This window comes from Geodermatophilus maliterrae (assembly GCF_041018925.1).
GTDB lineage: Bacteria > Actinomycetota > Actinomycetes > Mycobacteriales > Geodermatophilaceae > Geodermatophilus > Geodermatophilus maliterrae.
In genome coordinates this window covers 1-17,685 of sequence record NZ_JBFNXQ010000102.1, presented here as the reverse complement: position 1 = coordinate 17,685, position 17,685 = coordinate 1, and the positions used below count along the sequence as shown (strand labels likewise).

The window sequence follows — 17,685 nt, the reverse complement described above, 5'->3', positions numbered from 1 at the left end:
GGCCGGCTGGGCGGAGGACTGCTTCTCGAACGACGGGGCGCCCGGGCCCAGGGCCCCGGCCGCGCCGGTGCCGCCCTCGATCGCCTGGCCGCCGGCCTCCTGGCCGCCCATCGCGGCACGGATCTGCTCCAGCCGCGAGGCCCCGGCGACGTCGAGGGTGGCCTTCTGCACCTCGAGCATGCGGCCCTCGACGGAGGTCTGGGCGAGTTCCGCCTGGCCCAGCGCGTTGGCGTAGCGGGCCTCGATCTTGTCGCGGACCTCGGCCAGGCTCGGCGTGTTGCCCGGTGCGGACAGCTCGTTGACCTGGCGCATCGAGGCGGCCACGTGCTCCTGCATCTTGGCCTGCTCGAGCTGGCTCATCAGCTTGGTGCGCTCGGCCAGCGTCGTCTGCAGCCGCATGCGGCTCTGCTCGACCGCCCCGCGGGCCTGCTCGGCGGCCTGCAACGCCTCGTCGTGGCTGCGCTTGAGGTCCTCCATCGCCTGCTCGGCGGCCACCAGCTGCGTGGCGAAGGCCTGCGCGGCCTGCTCGTACTCGGCGGCCTTGGCCGCGTCGCCCCGGCCGCGCGTCTGGTCGGCCAGCACCAGCGCCTGGCGCGCGGAGGCCTGCAGCTTCTCGACCTCCCCGAGCTGCCGGTTGAGCCGCATCTCCAGCTGCCGCTGGTTGCCCAGCACCGCGGCGGCCTGGTTGGCCAGCGACTGGTGCCGCTGCTGCTCGGCCTCGATCGCCTGGGCGATCTGGATCTTCGGGTCGGCCCGCTGGTCGATCTGCGCGTTGGCCGACGCGGTCATGTACCGCCAGAGCTTGACGAACGGGTTGGGCATGGCTCCTCCTGCTCCGGCGCGGTCCGGCGCCGCTCGTGGCTCCTGCGGACCGCCGTGGTCGACGACGGTCCTCCCCCGCCATCGTCCCAGGAGGACCGGTACCCCGGCCAACAGGGAGGTTCCCCTTCCTCCCTCCGGGGATCCCCGGGTGCCGACGGGCGCGGGGCCCTAGGGTCGAGCGATGGACAGCGACGTCCCCGCCCTCACGGTCCTCGGCGAGTTCGTCGTCGACCTGTTGCCGGACCCGTCCGCCGGCGCCGGACCGGAGGGCACGACCCCCCACTACGTCGCCCGGCCCGGCGGGAACGCGCTCAACGTCGCCGTCGCGGCCGGCCGGCTCGGCACCCCGGTCGCGCTGCTGGCGCGGCTGGGCACCGGGCCGCTGGCCGCGCCGCTGCGCCGGCACGCCGAGCTGTCCGGGGTCGACCTGGCCGGGATCGTCGACGCCGTCGAGCCGGTCAGCCTCGCCGTCGTCGGCCTGGACGACTCGGGCTCCCCCGACTACGGCTTCCACGTGCAGGGCGCGGCCGACTGGCAGTGGACCGACGACGAGCTGGCCGCGGCGCTGCCCGGGGCGACCGCCGTCCTGCACGTCGGCTCCATCTCCTCCTGGACACCGCCGGGGTGCGACGCGATCGCCCGCCTGGCCGAGCGGGTCGCCGGCCGGGCGCTGGTCAGCGTCGACCCCAACCTGCGGCCGATGCTCGCCGGCGGCCCGGTCGGCGCCTCCCTCGGCAACGACCCGGACGCCGTCCGCACCCGCCTGGACCGGCTGGTCGCCGTGGCCGACGTCGTGAAGGTCAGCTCCGAGGACCTCGAGTGGCTGGAGCCGGACGCCGGTGCCGACCTCGACGGCGCCGCGCAGCGGTGGGGCGGACGTGGTCCGGCGCTGGTCCTGCTCACCGACGGCGGCGCCCCGCTGCGGGTGGCACGGCCGGGACGCCCGCTGCTGCACCGCGCGCCGCCGCGGGTCACCGTGGTCGACACCGTCGGCGCCGGTGACTCGCTGGCCGCCGGGCTGTTCGCCGGCCTGCTGGCCGCCGGGGTGACCTCCCGCGCCGCGCTGGAGGCCCTGACCGACGACGACCTGGTCCGCCTGGTCGACGACGCCGCGCTGGTGGCCGCGCTCAACTGCACCCGCGTGGGCGCCGACCCGCCCACCGCCGAGGAGCTGGCCGCCGCCCGGGCCGAGCGGGACGCCGGCCTGGACCGCTAGCCGGTCGCCAGCCAGGCCGCGGTGTCGGGCGGGAGCTCGGCACCGACCTGCTCGCTGGTCAGCAGCGGCCGTCCCAGCCCGGACAGCGGCACCGGCCGGCCCGACAGGTTGACGACGCACCGGAACGCCGGGCCGCGGTCGAAGGCCAGGACGTCCTCACCGAGATCGCGCCAGGCGAGCCGGGCGTCGGTGTCCCCGAGCAGGTCGCGGCGCAGCCGCAGGGCGGCCCGGTAGAGCGACAGCGTGGACGACGGGTCCTCGCGCTGGGCGGCCACGGTGAGGTCCCGCCACTCCGCCGGCTGCGGCAGCCAGGGGACGACGCCGTCCGCGCTGAACCCGAACGGCGGACGGTCCCCCGACCACGGCAGCGGCACGCGGCAGCCGTCGCGACCGCGGGCCGTGTGTCCGGACCGCTCCCAGGTGGGGTCCTGCAGTGCCTCCTCCGGCAGGTCCTCGACCTCCGGCAGCCCGAGCTCCTCGCCCTGGTACAGGTACGCCCCGCCCGGCAGCGCCAGCGTGAGCAGCGCCGCGGCACGGGCGCGGCGCAGACCGAGCACGAGGTCCGCGGGCTGGGCGGGATCGAAGCCCATGACCGAGGCGCTGCTGCGCGCCCGGCCGAACCGGGTCACGTGCCGCGTCTCGTCGTGACTGGAGAGCACCCACGTCGCCGGGGCACCGACCGGGGCCAGTGCGGCCAGCGTGCCGTCGACCACCGCGCGCAGCGCCCGGGCGTCCCACGGGGCCTTGAGGTAGTCGAAGTTGAACGTCGTGTGCAGCTCGTCCGGGCGCACGTACCGGCTGAGCCGCTCGGGTCCGTTGACGACGGCCTCGGAGACGAACAGCCGGTCCCTGTCGTACTCGTCGCCGATCCGCCGCCACCGGCGGAAGACCTCGTGCACCTCGTCGACGTCCCAGTGCGGGTTGCCGACCCAGTTGCTGCTGTCGAACGAGGCGTCCGGTGCGTGACCGGCGTCGGGCAGGCCGGGCACCTTCCCCATGGCGGGCGCCGCGTCGACGCGGATGCCGTCGACGCCCCGGTCGAGCCAGAAGCGCACGATCCCGTCGAACTCCTCCCGGACGCCGGGGTGTCCCCAGTCCAGGTCGGGCTGCTCGGGGGCGAACAGGTGCAGGTACCACTGCCCCGGCCCGCTGCCGGGCTCGTCGACCCGAGTCCACGCCGGGCCGCCGAAGGCGCTGATCCAGTCGTTGGGCGGCTCGGCTCCGCCGGCCCGGCCGTCCCGGAAGAAGTACCTCGCCCGCTCCGGTGACCCCGGACCCGCGGCGAGGGCAGCCCGGAACCACGGGTGTTCCACCGAGGTGTGGTTCGCCACCAGGTCGGTGACGACGCGGAGCCCCAGAGCGTGGGCGTCGGCGAACAGCGCGTCGACGTCCGCGAGAGTCCCGAAGCGCGGGTCGACGTCGCGGTACTCGGCGACGTCGTAGCCGCCGTCGGCCATCGGGGACGGGTACCAGGGGGTGATCCAGAGCGCGTCCACACCCAGGTCGGCGAGGTGTCCCAGCCGGCTGCGGAGACCCTCGACGTCACCGAGTCCGTCGCCGTTGCCGTCGGCGAAGCTGCGCAGGTAGACCTCGTAGACCACCGCCGCCCGCCACCACGGACGGCGGTGGTCACCCGTCCACACGCGTCGGCCCCCCTCCAGGGCGTCCCCGAGCCCGGATCACCCCCTGCAGGGTCCCGCCGCGAGCCTGCGACCGGTGGGGGCAGGGCGGCCCCCTGCAGGGGGTCCTTCTGCTAGGCGGCGCCAGCCCGGTGCGCTCCGGAACCGACGCTGCCACCGCCACCGTCGCCGGTGCCACCCCGGCCCTGCGCGTCCTGCACCTGCTCGACCCGGTCCTCGGCGGCCATCTGCGTGAGGCGGGCACCGGCCTCGGCATCGCGGGTGAGGTTCTCCCCCGTCTGCGGGTCGAAGACGTGGACCTTCCGGCTGTCCAGCCAGAACTCCGCCTCCCGGCCCTCCCGGATCCGGCTGGTCGAGTCGATGGACACGATCGCCTGGGTGCGCAGCTCCTCGGAGTCGAGCTCGCGGGAGAGGTCGCGCAACTGGGCGGTGATCGCCTCGGGCGCCTCGTAGGGGATGTAGGCGTACTGCGAGTCGCCCAGCCACTCGGTGACGTCGACGCGCGCCCGGAAGATCGAGCCGAGCGGGAGCTTCGCCTCGTCGACCAGGGAGGCGTCCTCGAAGTACTCCGGCCGGATGCCCACCAGCAGCAGGTCCCGCCCCCGGACGGCCGCCGCCCGCTGCTCGTCGAGCGTGATCGACCCGAAAGGTGTGGAGAGGGCGTGGCCCTCCAACGTCGCGGGCAGGAAGTTCATCGGCGGGGAGCCGATGAACCCGGCGACGAAGAGGTTGACCGGCTGCTCGTAGAGCTCCCGCGGCGAGGCCACCTGCTGGATCTTGCCCTTGCGCAGGACGCAGACCCGGTCGCCGAGGGTCATGGCCTCGGTCTGGTCGTGGGTGACGTAGACCGTGGTGATGCCCAGCCGGCGCTGCAGGCGCGAGATCTCGGTGCGCATCTGCCCACGCAGCTTGGCGTCGAGGTTGGACAGCGGCTCGTCGAAGAGGAACGCCTCGGCCTGGCGCACGATCGCCCGGCCCATGGCGACCCGCTGGCGCTGCCCACCGGAGAGGTTGGCCGGCTTGCGCTCGAGGTGCTCCTTGAGCTCGAGGACGTCCGACGCCTCGGTCACCCGGCGGCGGACCTCGTCGTCGGGCGTCTTGGACAGCCGCAGCGGGAACGCGATGTTCTCGTACACCGTCATGTGCGGGTAGAGCGCGTAGTTCTGGAACACCATCGACAGGTTGCGCTCGCGCGGGGCGAGGTCGTTGACCCGCTTGCCGCCGATGATCATGTCGCCGCTGGTGATGTCCTCCAGCCCGACGATCATCCGCAGCAGGGTGGACTTCCCGCAGCCGGACGGGCCCACCAGGATCATGAACTCGCCGTCAGCGATGTCGAGGCTGACGTCGTTCACGGCCGGGAAGCCGTCGCCGTACTGCTTGACGATGTTCCTCATCTCGATGGAAGCCATCAGTTCTCGTCCCCTCAGTGGGTCGGTGGAGTGCGCAGCATCGTCGGATCAGCCCTTGACCGCGCCGTTGGTGAGACCGGCGACGATCCGCCGCTGGAACAGCAGGACCAGGACGACGACCGGGATCGTGACGATCACCGCGGCGGCGGCGATCGACCCGGTCGGGTCCTCGAACTGGGAGGCGCCCGAGAAGAGACCCAGGGCCGCCGGAACGGGACGAGCGGCGCTCGTCGACGTCAGCGAGATGCCGTAGGCGAAGTCGTTCCAGGCGATGAAGAAGGCGATGATCGCCGTGGTGAAGACGCCGGGCGCGGCCAGCGGCACGATCACCTTGCGGAACGCCTGCCAGGTCGTGGCACCGTCGACCTGGGCCGCCTGCTCCATCTCCCAGGGGATCTCCCGGAAGAACGCCGACATCGTCCAGATCGAGATGGGCAGCGTCAGGGACAGGTACGGGATGATCAGCCCGGGCCAGGTGTCGTAGAGCCCGATCTGGCGCCAGAGGTTGAACAGCGGCGTGACGATCGAGATGACCGGGAAGATCGCCACCCCCAGTGCCGCGGAGAGGATCAGCTTCTTGCCCGGGAAGTCCAACCGGGCGATCGCGTAGGCCGCGAACATCGACAGGATGCAGGAGATCGCCGTCGCGATCAGGCAGATGCCGAACGAGTTCCGCAGCGCCGGCAGGAACAGGTCACTGGCCGCACCGGTGAGGATCGTCGTGTAGTTCTCGAACGACGGGTCGGACGGCAGGAACGACTTGTTGGCGATGTCCGAAGGCGCCTTGAACGACAGGGAGATGATCCACGCGATCGGGAAGAGCGCGTAGATGATGATCAAGATCCCGCCGACGATCCACCAGGTCTTCTGTCGCGAGGACATCAGCCTATTCCCCTCTCGCCTGCGCCAGGTCGATCTTGAAGCCCTTGATGAAGCCGAACGCGATCAACACCACGCAGATGAACAGCAGCACCGACACCGCCGAGCCCAGGCCGATCTCCACCCGGGCGATCGTCTGCCGGTAGGCCAGGAACGACACCGACTCGGTGCCGTTGGCCCCGGCGGTCATCACGAAGATGCTGTCGAAGACCCGGAACGCGTCGAGGCTCCGGAACAGCAGGGCGACCATGATGGCCGCCTTCATGTTGGGGATGGTCACCTTCCACATCCGCTGCCACCAGGTGGCGCCGTCGACCTGCGCCGCCTCCTGGAGGACGTCGGGCACCTGGGCGAGTCCGGCGAGCAGCAGCAGCGAGATGAACGGGGTGGTCTTCCAGATCTCCGCCAGGCAGATCACCAGCAGCGACGTCCCCTGGCTGCCGAACCAGTCGGTGTCCGCGGCGACGCCCGGGAGCCACGCGAACCAGCTGTTCACGAAACCGGTGTCGACGTCGAAGGCGAACTGCCAGGCGAACGCCGACACCACCGTGATGACCGCGTAGGGGATGAGGATCGCCGCGCGGACGACGGGGCGGATGGCCTGCAACGCCTTGGCCATCACCAGCGCCAGCGCGAACCCGAGGACGAGCTCGACGGCGACGGTCACGACGGTGATCAGCACGGTGACCCAGAGGGACTGCCACCAGAGCCCGTCGCTGAGGATCACCACGTAGTTGCTCAGCCCGTTGAAGGCCCGGTTCTCCGGGTCGGTCAACCGGTAGTTGAACAGCGAGTACCAGACCGCCTGGAGGATCGGGTAGGCGGTGACCAGCATCATGACCGCGAAGGCCGGGCCGGCCAGCATCCAGCCGAGCTTGCGCTCAGCCCGTGCGCGGTCGCTGATGCCGCCCCGTGGCGCCGAGACCGGTTGGGTCTTCTCTGTAGGTGGCAGCGTCGTCGTGCTCACAGCAGCTCGTCTCCCGCCAGGATGGCACTGATCAGGGCCTGGGCCCGCTCACCGGTCTGCGGCCCGACCGAGGACGGTGGGTGGTACTCCCGCTGGATGGCTCCGGTGACCTCGCTGTAGTAGGCCGTCAGGGGACGGGCCGCTGCCGCCTCCAGGGACTCCCGGATGGTGTCGGCCATCGGGTAGGCCTCCTGCACCGCTGGGTCGTCGTAGACCGCGGCCGACGACGCCGGGTTGCCGTTGGTGATCATGTAGTAGGCCTGGTTCTCGTCATTCGTGATGCACTCGGTCGCCTCGTAAGCGAGATCGGGATTCGGGCTGAAGGCCGAGACGCCGAGGTTGATCCCACCGAGCGGTGGCGCACTGGGGGTGCCCTCGTCGACGGCCGGATAGAGCGCCCAGCCGTAGTCCTGGGGAACGGACGGGTCCAGAGTCCCGGCCTCGACCGCCGCGACGGCCCGTGCGTAGACGAACGGCCAGTTCACCATGAAGCCGGCATCCTGGCTCTCGAACTGGGTCGCGTTGGCGTCCTCGTTCGCCGTCGAGAAGGCCGGCCCGGTGACGCCGGAGTCGGCAACCGCCCGCATGACCTCGGCCGCTCGCTCACCGGCCGGCGTGGCCAGACCGAGCACGATCTGCTCGGGGTCGTCGGAGTTCTCCTCGATGATGTGGCCACCGGCGGACTCGATGAGGGCGTTGAGCCAGACCGTCAGCGACTCGGAGCGGATGCCCTGCGCGCTGATCGTCGTCCCGGTGTCCTGCGCCGCCGTGATCAACTGGTCCCAGGTGACCGGCTGGGTCATGTCGAGCCCGGCCTCCTGCGCCACCGACTTGCGGTACCACAGCAGCTGGGTGTTGGCCCAGAAGGGGATCGCGACCAGCTCGTCCTCCCAGAACGCCGACTCGAGGGCACCCTCCAGCACGCCCTCGCTCACGCGGTCACCCAGGTCTTCGGGAACGGGTGCGAGGAAGTTCGCCTGCGCGAACTCCGGGGGGAACGGGACGTCGAGGCTCATGATGTCGATGGACGCGTCCTCGGCCGCCAAGCGCCGGACCAGCTGCTCGCGCTGACCGGGCGAGTTCCGGGGGAGCTGCGAGACCTCGATCGTGTAGGCCCCGTCGGCCTCCTCGGTACAGCGGGCTGCGATCTCCGCCTGGCCCCCCGAGTCGGGGTTGATGTACCAGTTGAGGATCGGGGTGGCGGAGGCCTCCCCTCCGCCACCACAGGCGGCCAGCGTGGACGCCAGGACGAACGCGGTCGCCGCGCTCCCCAGCACGCGGCCCTGGCGTCTGCGTGGACTGCGACCAAGCCGGAGACCTGCGGCCCCAGGACTCCGGCCTTCTGCGATGGACACTAATCGCCTCCGTTTCGGCGAGCTCCGACGATCACCGCGCTCCCGTACCGTGGCGCAGGCCACAGTTCGCCGCAACCCGGTCGTGTCCCCGGCGTGACCGGCCGTCCGGCGCGCCGATCCGGTCAGGGCCGGGTGGCGATCACCGAGGGGGTGGTGAGCTCCTCCGGGGTGGCCGCGAGGACGTTGTTGACGTAGGACCGGGTGGCCTCGGTGGTGCCGACGTCGCGCCCGGCCCTCTCCGAGAGGAACCACCGGTGCTCGAGCACCTCGTGGAAGACCTCGGCCGGTGCCAGCCGCCCGGCGAGCTCTGGGGGGATGGCGTCGACGACGGGCTGGTACACCTCGGACAGCCAGCGGGAACCGGCCACCGCCTCGGACACCGGTGCGCCGCTCTTCTGCTCGAGGTAGGCGCGGTAGGTGCGCAGGTCGTTGAGCAGCCGCCGCGCCTGGTTCTCCTGCACCTCGAGGCCGGTGAGCCGGAACAGCTCCCGCCGGTGCTGTCCCGGCGCGGAGACCCGGGTCTCGACCCGCAGGCGCGCGCCCTCGTCGGAGGTCACCAGCTCGACCTCGCCGACGTCGAACCCGAGGTCGTTGAGCCGCCGCAGCCGCTCGGCCACGCGGTAGCGCTGCTCCTCGGCGCGGAAGGCCTCCTCGCGGTTGACCTCCTCCCACAGGGACTCGTAGCGCAGGGGCAGGCTGTCGGCCACCTCGATCGGGTCGACGCCGGCCGGCAGCAGCTCCCCGAACTGCAGATCCAGCAGCTCCGCGCCCACCCGCTCCCGCGCCAGGTCGACGTCGTAGCCGCGCTGTCCCCGGCTCAGCCGGGGGTGCCGCTCGGCGGTCTCGGCGTCGACGAGGTGGGCCGCCAGCGCACCGGCGTCGAGCCGGAAGAGGGTGTTCGACAGCGAGCAGTCACCCCAGAACACGCCGGCGAGGTGCAGTCGCACGAGCAGCACGACCAGGGTGTCCATGAGCTGATCCACCGACTGCCGGGCGCTGGGCCGGGAGAACAGGTAGCGGTAGGACATCGAGTACTCGAGGTAGCGGGTGACGAGGATGGCGTCCTGCCCGCGCGGCCGGTCCACGCAGATGCCCAGCACGGAGACCGCCGGCAGGCCCTCCGCCTCGAACTCGCCGAGCAGCGCGTACTCGTGCCGGGCCAGCGGCTCGGCGATCTCCTTGAGCGCGAAGACCGCGCCCTGCTCGGCGACGAAGCGGACGACGTGCCGCGAGATGCCGCGCTGCGGCACCTCCAGCAGGAGTTCGGGGTCCCACTCCTCGAGCGGCTGGTCCCAGGGCAGGGCGAGCAACCTCGCGCCGTCCGTCCCCGGGGGACGGAACAGGTACCGCACGGCGACCTCCGTTGCTGGGCGGTCGGCAGCGGGCCACACGCGATGGGGCTGCCGGCCTCACCATGCCACGGTCACCACGCCGCCGCGCGCCTCCGGCGACCCCCGCTGCGCCCCGGGCGCGTCGCCCCGGCCCCTCCTCAGCGCCCCGGGTGGCGGCCCCGCCAGGGGCCCCTCCAGGCGTGGGCCGTTCGACCCCCGGGAACTACCTCAGGCGGCCAGCGAGACAGCGCTCTCCGCACGGTGCGCGGCGCGGGTGGTGGCACCGACCAGCGCGAGCGCGGGCTCGGGCGCCGGGGTACCGGGATCGGCCGGGGCGGCGACCGGCTCGGCCGGTGCGTCCCCTCCGGGGCCGCCGACGGCGGCGCCGGCCGCGGCCGGGGCGAGCGGACGGACCCGGCCGTCGGGCCCGCGCAGCCCGGTGCTGATCTCGGCGAGCAGGTCGGCGAGCTCGACGTCGAGGGCGTCGCAGATGGAGGCGAGCAGCTCCGAGGAGGCCTCCTTCTGGCCCCGCTCGACCTCGGAGAGGTAGCCCAGGCTCACCCGGGCGGCACCGGAGACGTCGCGCAGCGTCCGCCGCTGGCGCAGCCGGTGACCACGCAGGGTCTGCCCGAGCTGGGTGCGCAGCAGCGTCATGGCCGTCTCCTGTCTGGCGGGGGAAGAGCGGCGGCACCCGCCGGTGCCGTGCGCCCACGGTACTTGGCCGGTCTGTCAGGCACCGGCCCGGCGCGGCAGCGTCCGCTCATGGCGTAACGCCGCCACCCACCAGGACGTTCCCCGGCAGGACGCCGGACCCGCGCGGGGCCCGCCCCGCCCGGGAGGCGCCTCGCCCGGAGCCGTGACGGAGGCGTGACGGCCGCGTGACGCTCCAGCTGCGAGCGTGCCGGCGCGCCTGCGACGAGGGCTACCGGTCGGACCCGGGCCCGGGCGCGTGCGAGTCCCATCCGGCACCGAGGAGCTGATCAGCGTGACCGCAAGCGAGCCGAACGCCGCCCCCACCGGCACCATGTCGTCGTCGGCACCGCCCGACGGGACCGAGTCGCTCGACGTGGGCGCCCCGTCCGGGGGCGACCCGAGCGCGCCGTCGATCACCACCACCGGGCAGGCGGTGGCCGACACGATGGAGCAGGTCGAGTCCTATCTGGCCGCGCAGGCCCCGGCGGCCGCGGAGGCCGCTCCTGCACCGGCGGCCGCCCCGCTGGCGCCCGCTCCCCTCCCACCCCTGCCGTTCCGGCTGGCGAGCGGGCGCTACCGCTCCCCCGCCATCGGGTACCAGATGGAGTTGCGGGTCGACGTCGACGGCCGCCGTCCCCTGATGAGGGTCAGTGGCGACTACTGGTCCGTCTCCGGCGGGACGACCACGTACTTCGGCTCCTGGACCGTGGACGCGGCGACCGTGACGCGGACCGCCACCGAGGTGATCGCGGTCGGGACGGCGCGCACCACCTGGCCGACCACGTACACCGTCGCCCGGGTGACCATCCCGCGGCGGAGGGTCTTCCAGCCCGCAGCGCCGGCCACCGTCCGGTGGTCGACTCCGACCGGTGCCGTCGGCGCGACCTACGTGTGCGCGCACGAGAGCGGGAGCCTGCGGGTCGTGGAGCTCGAGCAGGACGTGGAGGCCGGGGTCACCGCCTTCCCGAAGTACGACACCGGCTCGCTGCCCAGCGGCGGGCCCGCGCGGACGCTGACCGTGTCCGCCGCCTACGGCGAGGCGGGGATCCAGGTGCTCGACACCGGGGGCGGCAACACGCTGAACACCTCCGGCACGCACGTGTGGAACAACGCCAGCCTGCACGGCGCGATGACGGCCCACTTCTCGCGCTTCGCCGAGCGCCCGCAGTTCAAGGTCTGGCTGCTGCACGCCGCGCGCCATGAACTGGGCACCGGGCTGCGCGGCATCATGTTCGACCAACAGGGCCTGCAGCGGCAGGGCTGCGCCAGCTTCTACCAGGTCATCCAGGCCGCCACCCCCGCCAACCTGCGCGAGCAGCTGTACGTCAACGTGCACGAGCTGGGGCACTGCTTCAACCTGTTCCACTCGTTCCACAAGGAGTTCATGACGCCGCCGCTGCCCAACCGGCCGGGCGCACTGTCCTGGATGAACTACCCGCAGCGCTACAACCCCGGCGGCGGCGCCCCGAGCGGGGCGGCGGCCTTCTGGGGGGCCTTCCCGTTCCAGTTCGACGACCTGGAGCTGGCCCACCTGCGGCACGGGTTCCGCAACAACGTGATCATGGGCGGGACCCCGTTCGGCACCGGCGCGGCCATGGAGGTGCCGGCCGACCCGGTCCAGGACACCAGCGGCCTGCGGCTGTCGGTACGGACGACGCCGACCCGTCCGGTGCTCGGCACGCCGATCGTGCTGGAGATCGCGCTCACCGCCGAGCGCGGGCAGCTCGTGCACCCCGCCGAGCAGCTGCACCCCAAGTACGGACAGGTGCGCGTGACGATCAGCCGCCCGCGCGGCGACGTCGTCGTCCACCGGCCGCCGGTGCTGCACTGCATGGACGCCGGGCTGATCCGGGCCGAGGCCGGTCAGGTCCTGCCGGCCAGCGCCTACATCGGCTACGACGCCACGGTCGGTCAGGTCTTCGACGACCCGGGCACCTACCGGATCAGGGCGACCTACACCGCGCCCGACGGCTCCGAGGTCGTCTCCGGCACGGCGATGGTGCGGGTCTGGGCCGCGAGGGACGAGGAGGACGCCGTCGTGGCCGACCTGATGCTCGGTGACGAGGTCGGGATGGCGCTGACCCTGCTGGGCAGCGACGCTCCCGCGCTCGCCGATGGGATGACGGCGTTGCAGGAGGTCGCCGAGGAGCACGGCGACCACGCGATGGCCGTCTATGCCCGGCTGGCGCTCGGCATCAACTTCGCACGCCCGTACACCCCGGTGGCGCCCGACGGCACGGTGGGCACGGACCGACCGCGCGACCTCGACCGGGCCGGCGCGCTGCTCCGGCCTGCCCTCGACGCCTCCCGCGGCGACGGCGGGATGGACGACCTCACCGCCCTGCAGGTCATGGGCTACCTCGCCCGCAGCCACGCCGCCGAGGGTGACACCCGGGGCGCCCGGCAACTGCGCGAGGACGCCGGCCGGCTGGCGTCGGAGAAGGACGTGCCGACCGCGGCACTGGACCTGCTCCGGCAGGAGGACGAGGAGTCCTGATCGTCCCCCCGCAGGGCAGGCTGGACCCGTGACCGATCCAACGGCGCCGTCCCTGGAGCTGGGCACCGGCTTCCGCGACGACGAGGTGACCGTCCTGCTCGACGGCCGGGAGGTGTGGCACGGCCGGGGGGTCAGCACCGACTACTCGGTGGGGCTCGCGGCCGTCGTCCCCCTCCCGGCCGGCGGGGAGACCGTCGAGGTGCACGTCGGCGGCCGGGCCGCCGGTGCGGCCCGGCTGGCGGACGCCGCGGCGGTGGAGAGCGGCCGGCTGCGGGTCGACCTCGATCCGGCCGGCGCGATGGCCATCGCGCCGGCCCCGGAGGGACCGGTGTTCTGACGCCGGGGTGACCGCGCGGGGGCGCGGTCGCCCGCGGTGGTGTCGGCAGCGGCCCGGCGGGGAGGTCCTTGCCTTCAGGCGGCGGTGTCGGTGCGCGAGCCGGCCGGCCCGGCGGCGCGCCGGGCGGCGGCCGCGCGCATGGCCCGGGCGCTGGTCCGGCGCAGCGTCAGCGCGCGGTAGACGTAGTCCAGGCCGGTGGCCACGGTCAGCACCAGCGCGGCGGCCATGACCCACCAGCGGGCGCTGGCCAGCAGCCCGGACAGCGGCAGGATGTACAGCCCGATCGCCAGCGCCTGGACGACGGTCTTGGCCTTGCCGCCGCGGCTGGCGGCGATCACGCCGTGCCGGATCACCCAGAACCGCAGCAGGGTGACCCCGACCTCGCGGACGAGGATCGCCAGCGTGACCCACCAGGGCAGCAGCCCGAGGACCGACAGCCCGATGAGCGCGGTGCCGGTGAGCGCCTTGTCGGCGATCGGGTCGGCCAGCTTGCCGAACTCGGTCACCTGACCGGTGCGCCGCGCGATGAGCCCGTCGTAGCGGTCGGTGATGATCGCCAGCCCGAAGAACACCGTGGCCCACACCCGCCGGCCGTCGTCCATCCCGCCCTCGGAGACCAGCAGGGCGGCGAACACGGGCACGACCGCCAGCCGGAGCACGGTCAGCGCGTTGGGCAGGTTCACCAGCCGCGCCGACTGCGGGGGCGTGGCGGCGGGGTCGGGGGCCACGTCGCTCACCTGGCGTTCACCGGGCGACCGGCCCGGGGAGGGCGGGCTCGAGCGCGGCGGCGACGAGGTCGACGCCCTCGCTCGTGACGACCTCGGCCGGCAGCAGCTGCCCGGGCCGTGCGTCCGCGGGCACCCCGGTGACCGTCGTCGTGCCGTCGGCGTCGGGGTCCTGGTGGGCGGCGTGGCCGGCCCACACGCCGGGCCCGCCATCGACACCGCCCCCGTCGGCGGCGAGGTCCTCGGTGAGCAGCACCTCGAGCCGCGAGCCGACGCGCTCCTCCGCGCGCTGGGCGGTCAGCTCCTCGACCAGGTCGGTGATCCGGCGGACCCGCGCGTCGATCTCGGGCTGGTCGAGCTTCCCGGGCAGGCCGATCGCCTCGGTGCCCTCCTCGTCGGAGTAGCCGAACACCCCGACGGCGTCGAGCCGGCCCTCGGTGAGGAAGCGCTCGAGCTCGGCGACGTCGTCCTCGGTCTCGCCGGGGAAGCCGAGGATGACGTTGGTGCGGAAGCCGGCGTCGGGCGCCAGCGCCCGGGCCCGCTCGATGAGCGCCAGGAAGTCGTCGGTGCCGCCGAACCGCCGCATGCGGCGCAGCAGGCCGGGCGAGGAGTGCTGGAACGACAGGTCGAAGTAGGGTGCGACGCCGTCGGTGGCGGCGATGACCTCCAGCAGGCCCGGCCGCAGCTCGGCCGGCTGCAGGTAGGCGACCCGCACGCGCACGATCCCCTCGACCGCGGCCAGCTGCGGCAGCAGCCGCTCCAGCGAGCGCAGGTCGCCGAGGTCCTTGCCGTAGGAGGTCGAGTTCTCGCTGACCAGCACCAGCTCGGTGACGCCCTGGCCGGCCAGCCAGCGCGCCTCGTTGAGGACCTCGGCCGGCGGCCGGGAGACGAACGAGCCGCGGAAGGTGGGGATGGCGCAGAAGGCGCAGCGGCGGTCGCAGCCGGAGGCGAGCTTGAGCGCGGCGGAGGGACCCGCCGCCAGCCGGCGGCGCTGCACCCAGCCGTGGCCGGGGATCGCCGGGGCCTCCGGGGCAGTGGCCGCCGCGGTGCGCGCCACCGGGCTGATCGGCAGCAGCGTGCGGCGGTCACGGGGCGAGTGCGGCACCAGCGGGCGGCCGGTCAGGACGTCGTCGAGCCGGTCGCCGATCGCGGCGTAGTCGTCGAAGCCGAGGACGGTGGCCTCCGGCAGCGCCCCGGCCAGCTCGGCGCCGTAGCGCTCGGCCATGCAGCCGACGGCGACGACCTCGGCACCGGAGTCGGTGGCGGCGAGGATCGCGTCGACGGAGTCCTTCTTCGCCGACTCGATGAAGCCGCAGGTGTTCACCAGGACGGCGTCGGCGCCCTCGGCGTCCTCGACCAGCCGGTAGCCGTCGGCGGCCAGCCGGCCGGCCAGCTCCTCGGAGTCGACCTCGTTGCGGGCGCACCCGAGGGTCACCACCGCCACTCTGCGTGCAGGGGAGGGCGGAGCTGTCACCGGTCCATCGTAGGCGCCGTCCGCGACGGGGTCTTCCTACTCGCCGGCGGGCAGCGTGCCGCCACGCAGCGTGAACAACACCGACTCCAGCTCGTCGGGCTTGATCAGCACGTCGCGTGCCTTGGAGCCCTCCGACGGGCCCACCACGCCGCGGGTCTCCATGAGGTCCATGAGCCGGCCGGCCTTGGCGAAGCCGACCCGCAGCTTGCGCTGCAGCATCGACGTCGACCCGAACTGGCTGGTGACGACGAGCTCGACGGCCTGGACCAGGAGCTCGAGGTCCCCGCCGATGTCCTCGTCGATCTCCTTCTTCTCCGCCGCGGCGGCGCTGAAGACCTCCTCGCGGTACTCCGGCTCGGCCTGCCGCTTGGTGAACTCGACGACCGCCTCGATCTCGGCGTCGGAGACGTAGGCGCCCTGGACGCGGATCGGCTTGCCGGCGCCGATCGGCAGGAACAGGGCGTCGCCCATGCCGATCAGCTTCTCCGCGCCGGGCTGGTCGAGGATGACCCGGCTGTCGGTGAGGCTGGAGGTCGAGAAGGCCAGCCGCGAGGGCACGTTGGCCTTGATGAGGCCGGTGACGACGTCGACCGAGGGCCGCTGGGTGGCCAGCACCAGGTGGATGCCGGCGGCGCGCGCCTTCTGGGTGATCCGCACGATCGACTCCTCGACGTCGCGCGGGGCCACCATCATCAGGTCGGCGAGCTCGTCGACGATGGCGAGGATGTAGGGATAGGGCCGGTACACCCGCTCGCTGCCGGGCGGCGCGGTGATCTCGCCGCGCTCCACCTTGCGGTTGAAGTCGTCGATGTGGCGGACCCCGGTGGCCCGCATGTCCTGGTACCGCTGCTCCATCTCCTCCACCAGCCAGGCCAGCGCGGTGGCGGCCTTCTTGGGGTCGGTGATGATCGGCGTGATCAGGTGCGGGATGCCGTCGTAGGGCGTGAGCTCGACCATCTTCGGGTCGACCAGGATCATCCGCAGCTGGTCGGGCGTGGCCCGCAGGAGCAGCGAGGTCAGCAGCGAGTTGATGCAGCTGGACTTGCCGGCGCCGGTGGCACCGGCCACCAGCAGGTGCGGCATCTTCGCCAGGTTGGCGCAGACGAAGCCACCCTCGATGTCCTTGCCCAGGCCGACCAGCATCGGGTGCGGGTCCTGCTTGGCCGCCGACGAGCGCATGACGTCGCCGAGGCTCACCGTCTCGCGGTCGGTGTTGGGCACCTCGATGCCCACCGCGGACTTGCCGGGGATCGGCGCGAGGATGCGGATGTTGTCGTTGGCGACGGCGTAGGCGAGGTTGCGGGTCAGGGCGGTGATCTTCTCGACCTTGACCGCGGGGCCGAGCTCCACCTCGTAGCGGGTGACCGTCGGACCGCGGGTGAAGCCGGTGACCGCGGCATCGATGTTGAACTGCTCGAGCACGCCGGTGATCGCCTCGATGGCGACGTCGTTGGCCTGCGAGCGCGCCCGCGGCGGGGTGCCCGGCCGCAGCGTGCTGATCGAGGGCAGCACGTAGTCGCCCTCGACCGGCTGGATGACCAGCTGCTGCGGCTCCTCGATCGGCGGCAGGTCCTCCGGCGGGGCGGTGCGGTCCTCGACCGGCCGGCGCGGGGCGGGCGCGGGAGCCGGCTCGTGCCGCACGGCCTCCTGCACCTCGGCGGCCGGGACGTGGTCGATCGGGCCGGTGCTGGTGAGGTCGGGCGAGGGGTCCTCGGCCAGCGCCTCGGCGAGCGCGGCCCGCTTCGAGCGGCGCGGACTCGGCGCCTCCTCCGGCTCCTCCCCGTACCCGTCCTCGTCGTAGCCGTCCTCGTCCCACTCCTCCTCGGAGCGGCCGGTGACCCGGTCGGCGAAGGCGCGCAGCCGCTCGGGCACCTGGTGCAGCGGCGTCGCGGTGAGCACGAGGACGGCGAAGACGGCGAGCAGGGACAGCAGCACGACGGCGACGACGGCGCCGAGGCCGGCGGTCAGCGGCGTCCCCACCGACCAGCCGACCAGACCGCCGGTGCCGGGCCGGCCGGCCAACGGGTCGCCCCGGGTGCCGACCACCGAGGCGATGCCGAGCACCGCGAGCACGGCGCACAGCCAGCCGATCGCCAGCCGGCCGCGGGCCTCGGGACGGGGTCCGCGGCGCAGCAGCCGCAGTGCGGCGAGGAAGAGCACTACGGGCAGGACGACGAGCAGCGACCCGACGACCCACCGGACGGCGTCGGCCAGGCCGGCACCGACCGGGCCGATCCCGTCGAACCAGGCGGCGGCGCCCAGGACGACGGCGAGACCGAGGACGGCCAGGCCCGCACCGTCGCGGCGGTGCTCGGGGGCCAGCGGCTCGGCCTCCTC

14 protein-coding genes are annotated in these 17,685 nt (G+C 73.3%); 3 read left to right on the top strand and 11 right to left on the bottom strand.

All coding sequences use genetic code 11. The features are described from left to right. A partial coding sequence (locus ABQ292_RS22080) for a PspA/IM30 family protein (protein ID WP_369209865.1) occupies positions 1 to 822 on the bottom strand: 822 nt, incomplete at its 3' end. A gap of 181 nt (positions 823 to 1,003) precedes the next feature. On the opposite strand from ABQ292_RS22080, the gene ABQ292_RS22075 reads away from it, so the two are divergent. Continuing rightward, entirely contained in the window at positions 1,004 to 2,038 is a 1,035-nt protein-coding gene (locus tag ABQ292_RS22075; RefSeq protein WP_369209864.1) for a carbohydrate kinase family protein, read from the top strand. On the opposite strand, the gene ABQ292_RS22070 is transcribed toward ABQ292_RS22075, so the two are convergent. From ABQ292_RS22070 to ABQ292_RS22040, 7 genes are all read right to left on the bottom strand, one after another. After that, a complete protein-coding gene (locus ABQ292_RS22070; RefSeq protein WP_369209863.1) occupies positions 2,035 to 3,681 on the bottom strand; it encodes a glycoside hydrolase family 13 protein in 1,647 nt (548 codons plus the stop codon). The genes ABQ292_RS22075 and ABQ292_RS22070 overlap by 4 nt on opposite strands. Positions 3,682 to 3,791: 110 nt before the next feature. Then, positions 3,792 to 5,090 carry an ABC transporter ATP-binding protein gene (locus ABQ292_RS22065; RefSeq protein ID WP_369209862.1) on the bottom strand — a complete coding sequence of 433 codons (1,299 nt, stop codon included), beginning with the start codon at positions 5,088 to 5,090 and terminating at the stop codon, positions 3,792 to 3,794. 48 nt (positions 5,091 to 5,138) lie between these two features. Further along, positions 5,139 to 5,972, bottom strand: coding sequence for a carbohydrate ABC transporter permease (locus ABQ292_RS22060; RefSeq protein ID WP_369209861.1), 834 nt, complete (start codon positions 5,970 to 5,972; stop codon positions 5,139 to 5,141). 4 nt (positions 5,973 to 5,976) lie between these two features. Beyond that, entirely contained in the window at positions 5,977 to 6,936 is a 960-nt protein-coding gene (locus ABQ292_RS22055) for a carbohydrate ABC transporter permease (protein ID WP_369209860.1), read from the bottom strand. Then, positions 6,933 to 8,213: an extracellular solute-binding protein gene (locus ABQ292_RS22050; protein ID WP_369209859.1), complete on the bottom strand. Its 1,281-nt coding sequence runs from the start codon at positions 8,211 to 8,213 to the stop codon at positions 6,933 to 6,935. The genes ABQ292_RS22055 and ABQ292_RS22050 overlap by 4 nt, the downstream gene beginning before the upstream one ends. Before the next feature lie 200 nt (positions 8,214 to 8,413). Beyond that, positions 8,414 to 9,643, bottom strand: coding sequence for a DUF4032 domain-containing protein (locus tag ABQ292_RS22045; protein ID WP_369209858.1), 1,230 nt, complete (start codon positions 9,641 to 9,643; stop codon positions 8,414 to 8,416). A gap of 207 nt (positions 9,644 to 9,850) precedes the next feature. Continuing rightward, positions 9,851 to 10,276: a helix-turn-helix domain-containing protein gene (locus ABQ292_RS22040; protein WP_369209857.1), complete on the bottom strand. Its 426-nt coding sequence runs from the start codon at positions 10,274 to 10,276 to the stop codon at positions 9,851 to 9,853. A 331-nt stretch (positions 10,277 to 10,607) separates the two neighbouring features. On the opposite strand from ABQ292_RS22040, the gene ABQ292_RS22035 reads away from it, so the two are divergent. Beyond that, entirely contained in the window at positions 10,608 to 12,812 is a 2,205-nt protein-coding gene (locus ABQ292_RS22035) for a hypothetical protein (RefSeq protein ID WP_369209856.1), read from the top strand. Positions 12,813 to 12,840: 28 nt separating this feature from the next. Continuing rightward, positions 12,841 to 13,149 (top strand): hypothetical protein, encoded by a 309-nt coding sequence (locus ABQ292_RS22030; RefSeq protein ID WP_369209855.1) that lies wholly within the window; start codon positions 12,841 to 12,843, stop codon positions 13,147 to 13,149. Positions 13,150 to 13,223: 74 nt separating this feature from the next. Here ABQ292_RS22030 and pgsA read toward each other — a convergent pair whose 3' ends face one another. The 3 genes from pgsA to ABQ292_RS22015 all read right to left on the bottom strand — a co-directional run. Beyond that, positions 13,224 to 13,877, bottom strand: coding sequence for a CDP-diacylglycerol--glycerol-3-phosphate 3-phosphatidyltransferase (gene pgsA, locus ABQ292_RS22025; RefSeq protein WP_369209854.1), 654 nt, complete (start codon positions 13,875 to 13,877; stop codon positions 13,224 to 13,226). 16 nt (positions 13,878 to 13,893) lie between these two features. Beyond that, a complete protein-coding gene (rimO, locus tag ABQ292_RS22020; protein WP_369209853.1) occupies positions 13,894 to 15,348 on the bottom strand; it encodes a 30S ribosomal protein S12 methylthiotransferase RimO in 1,455 nt (484 codons plus the stop codon). Between the two features lie 36 nt (positions 15,349 to 15,384). Further along, the coding region (locus ABQ292_RS22015) for a DNA translocase FtsK (protein WP_369209852.1) at positions 15,385 to 17,685 on the bottom strand (2,301 nt) is incomplete at its 5' end.

Bases quoted from the DNA above. Each gene is read 5' to 3' on its own strand.
- ABQ292_RS22075 (WP_369209864.1), top strand. From the start codon at position 1,004: ATGGACAGCGACGTCCCCGCCCTCACGGTCCTCGGCGAGTTCGTCGTC.
- ABQ292_RS22060 (WP_369209861.1), bottom strand. From the start codon at position 5,972: ATGTCCTCGCGACAGAAGACCTGGTGGATCGTCGGCGGGATCTTGATC.
- ABQ292_RS22065 (WP_369209862.1), bottom strand. From the start codon at position 5,090: ATGGCTTCCATCGAGATGAGGAACATCGTCAAGCAGTACGGCGACGGC.
- ABQ292_RS22040 (WP_369209857.1), bottom strand. From the start codon at position 10,276: ATGACGCTGCTGCGCACCCAGCTCGGGCAGACCCTGCGTGGTCACCGG.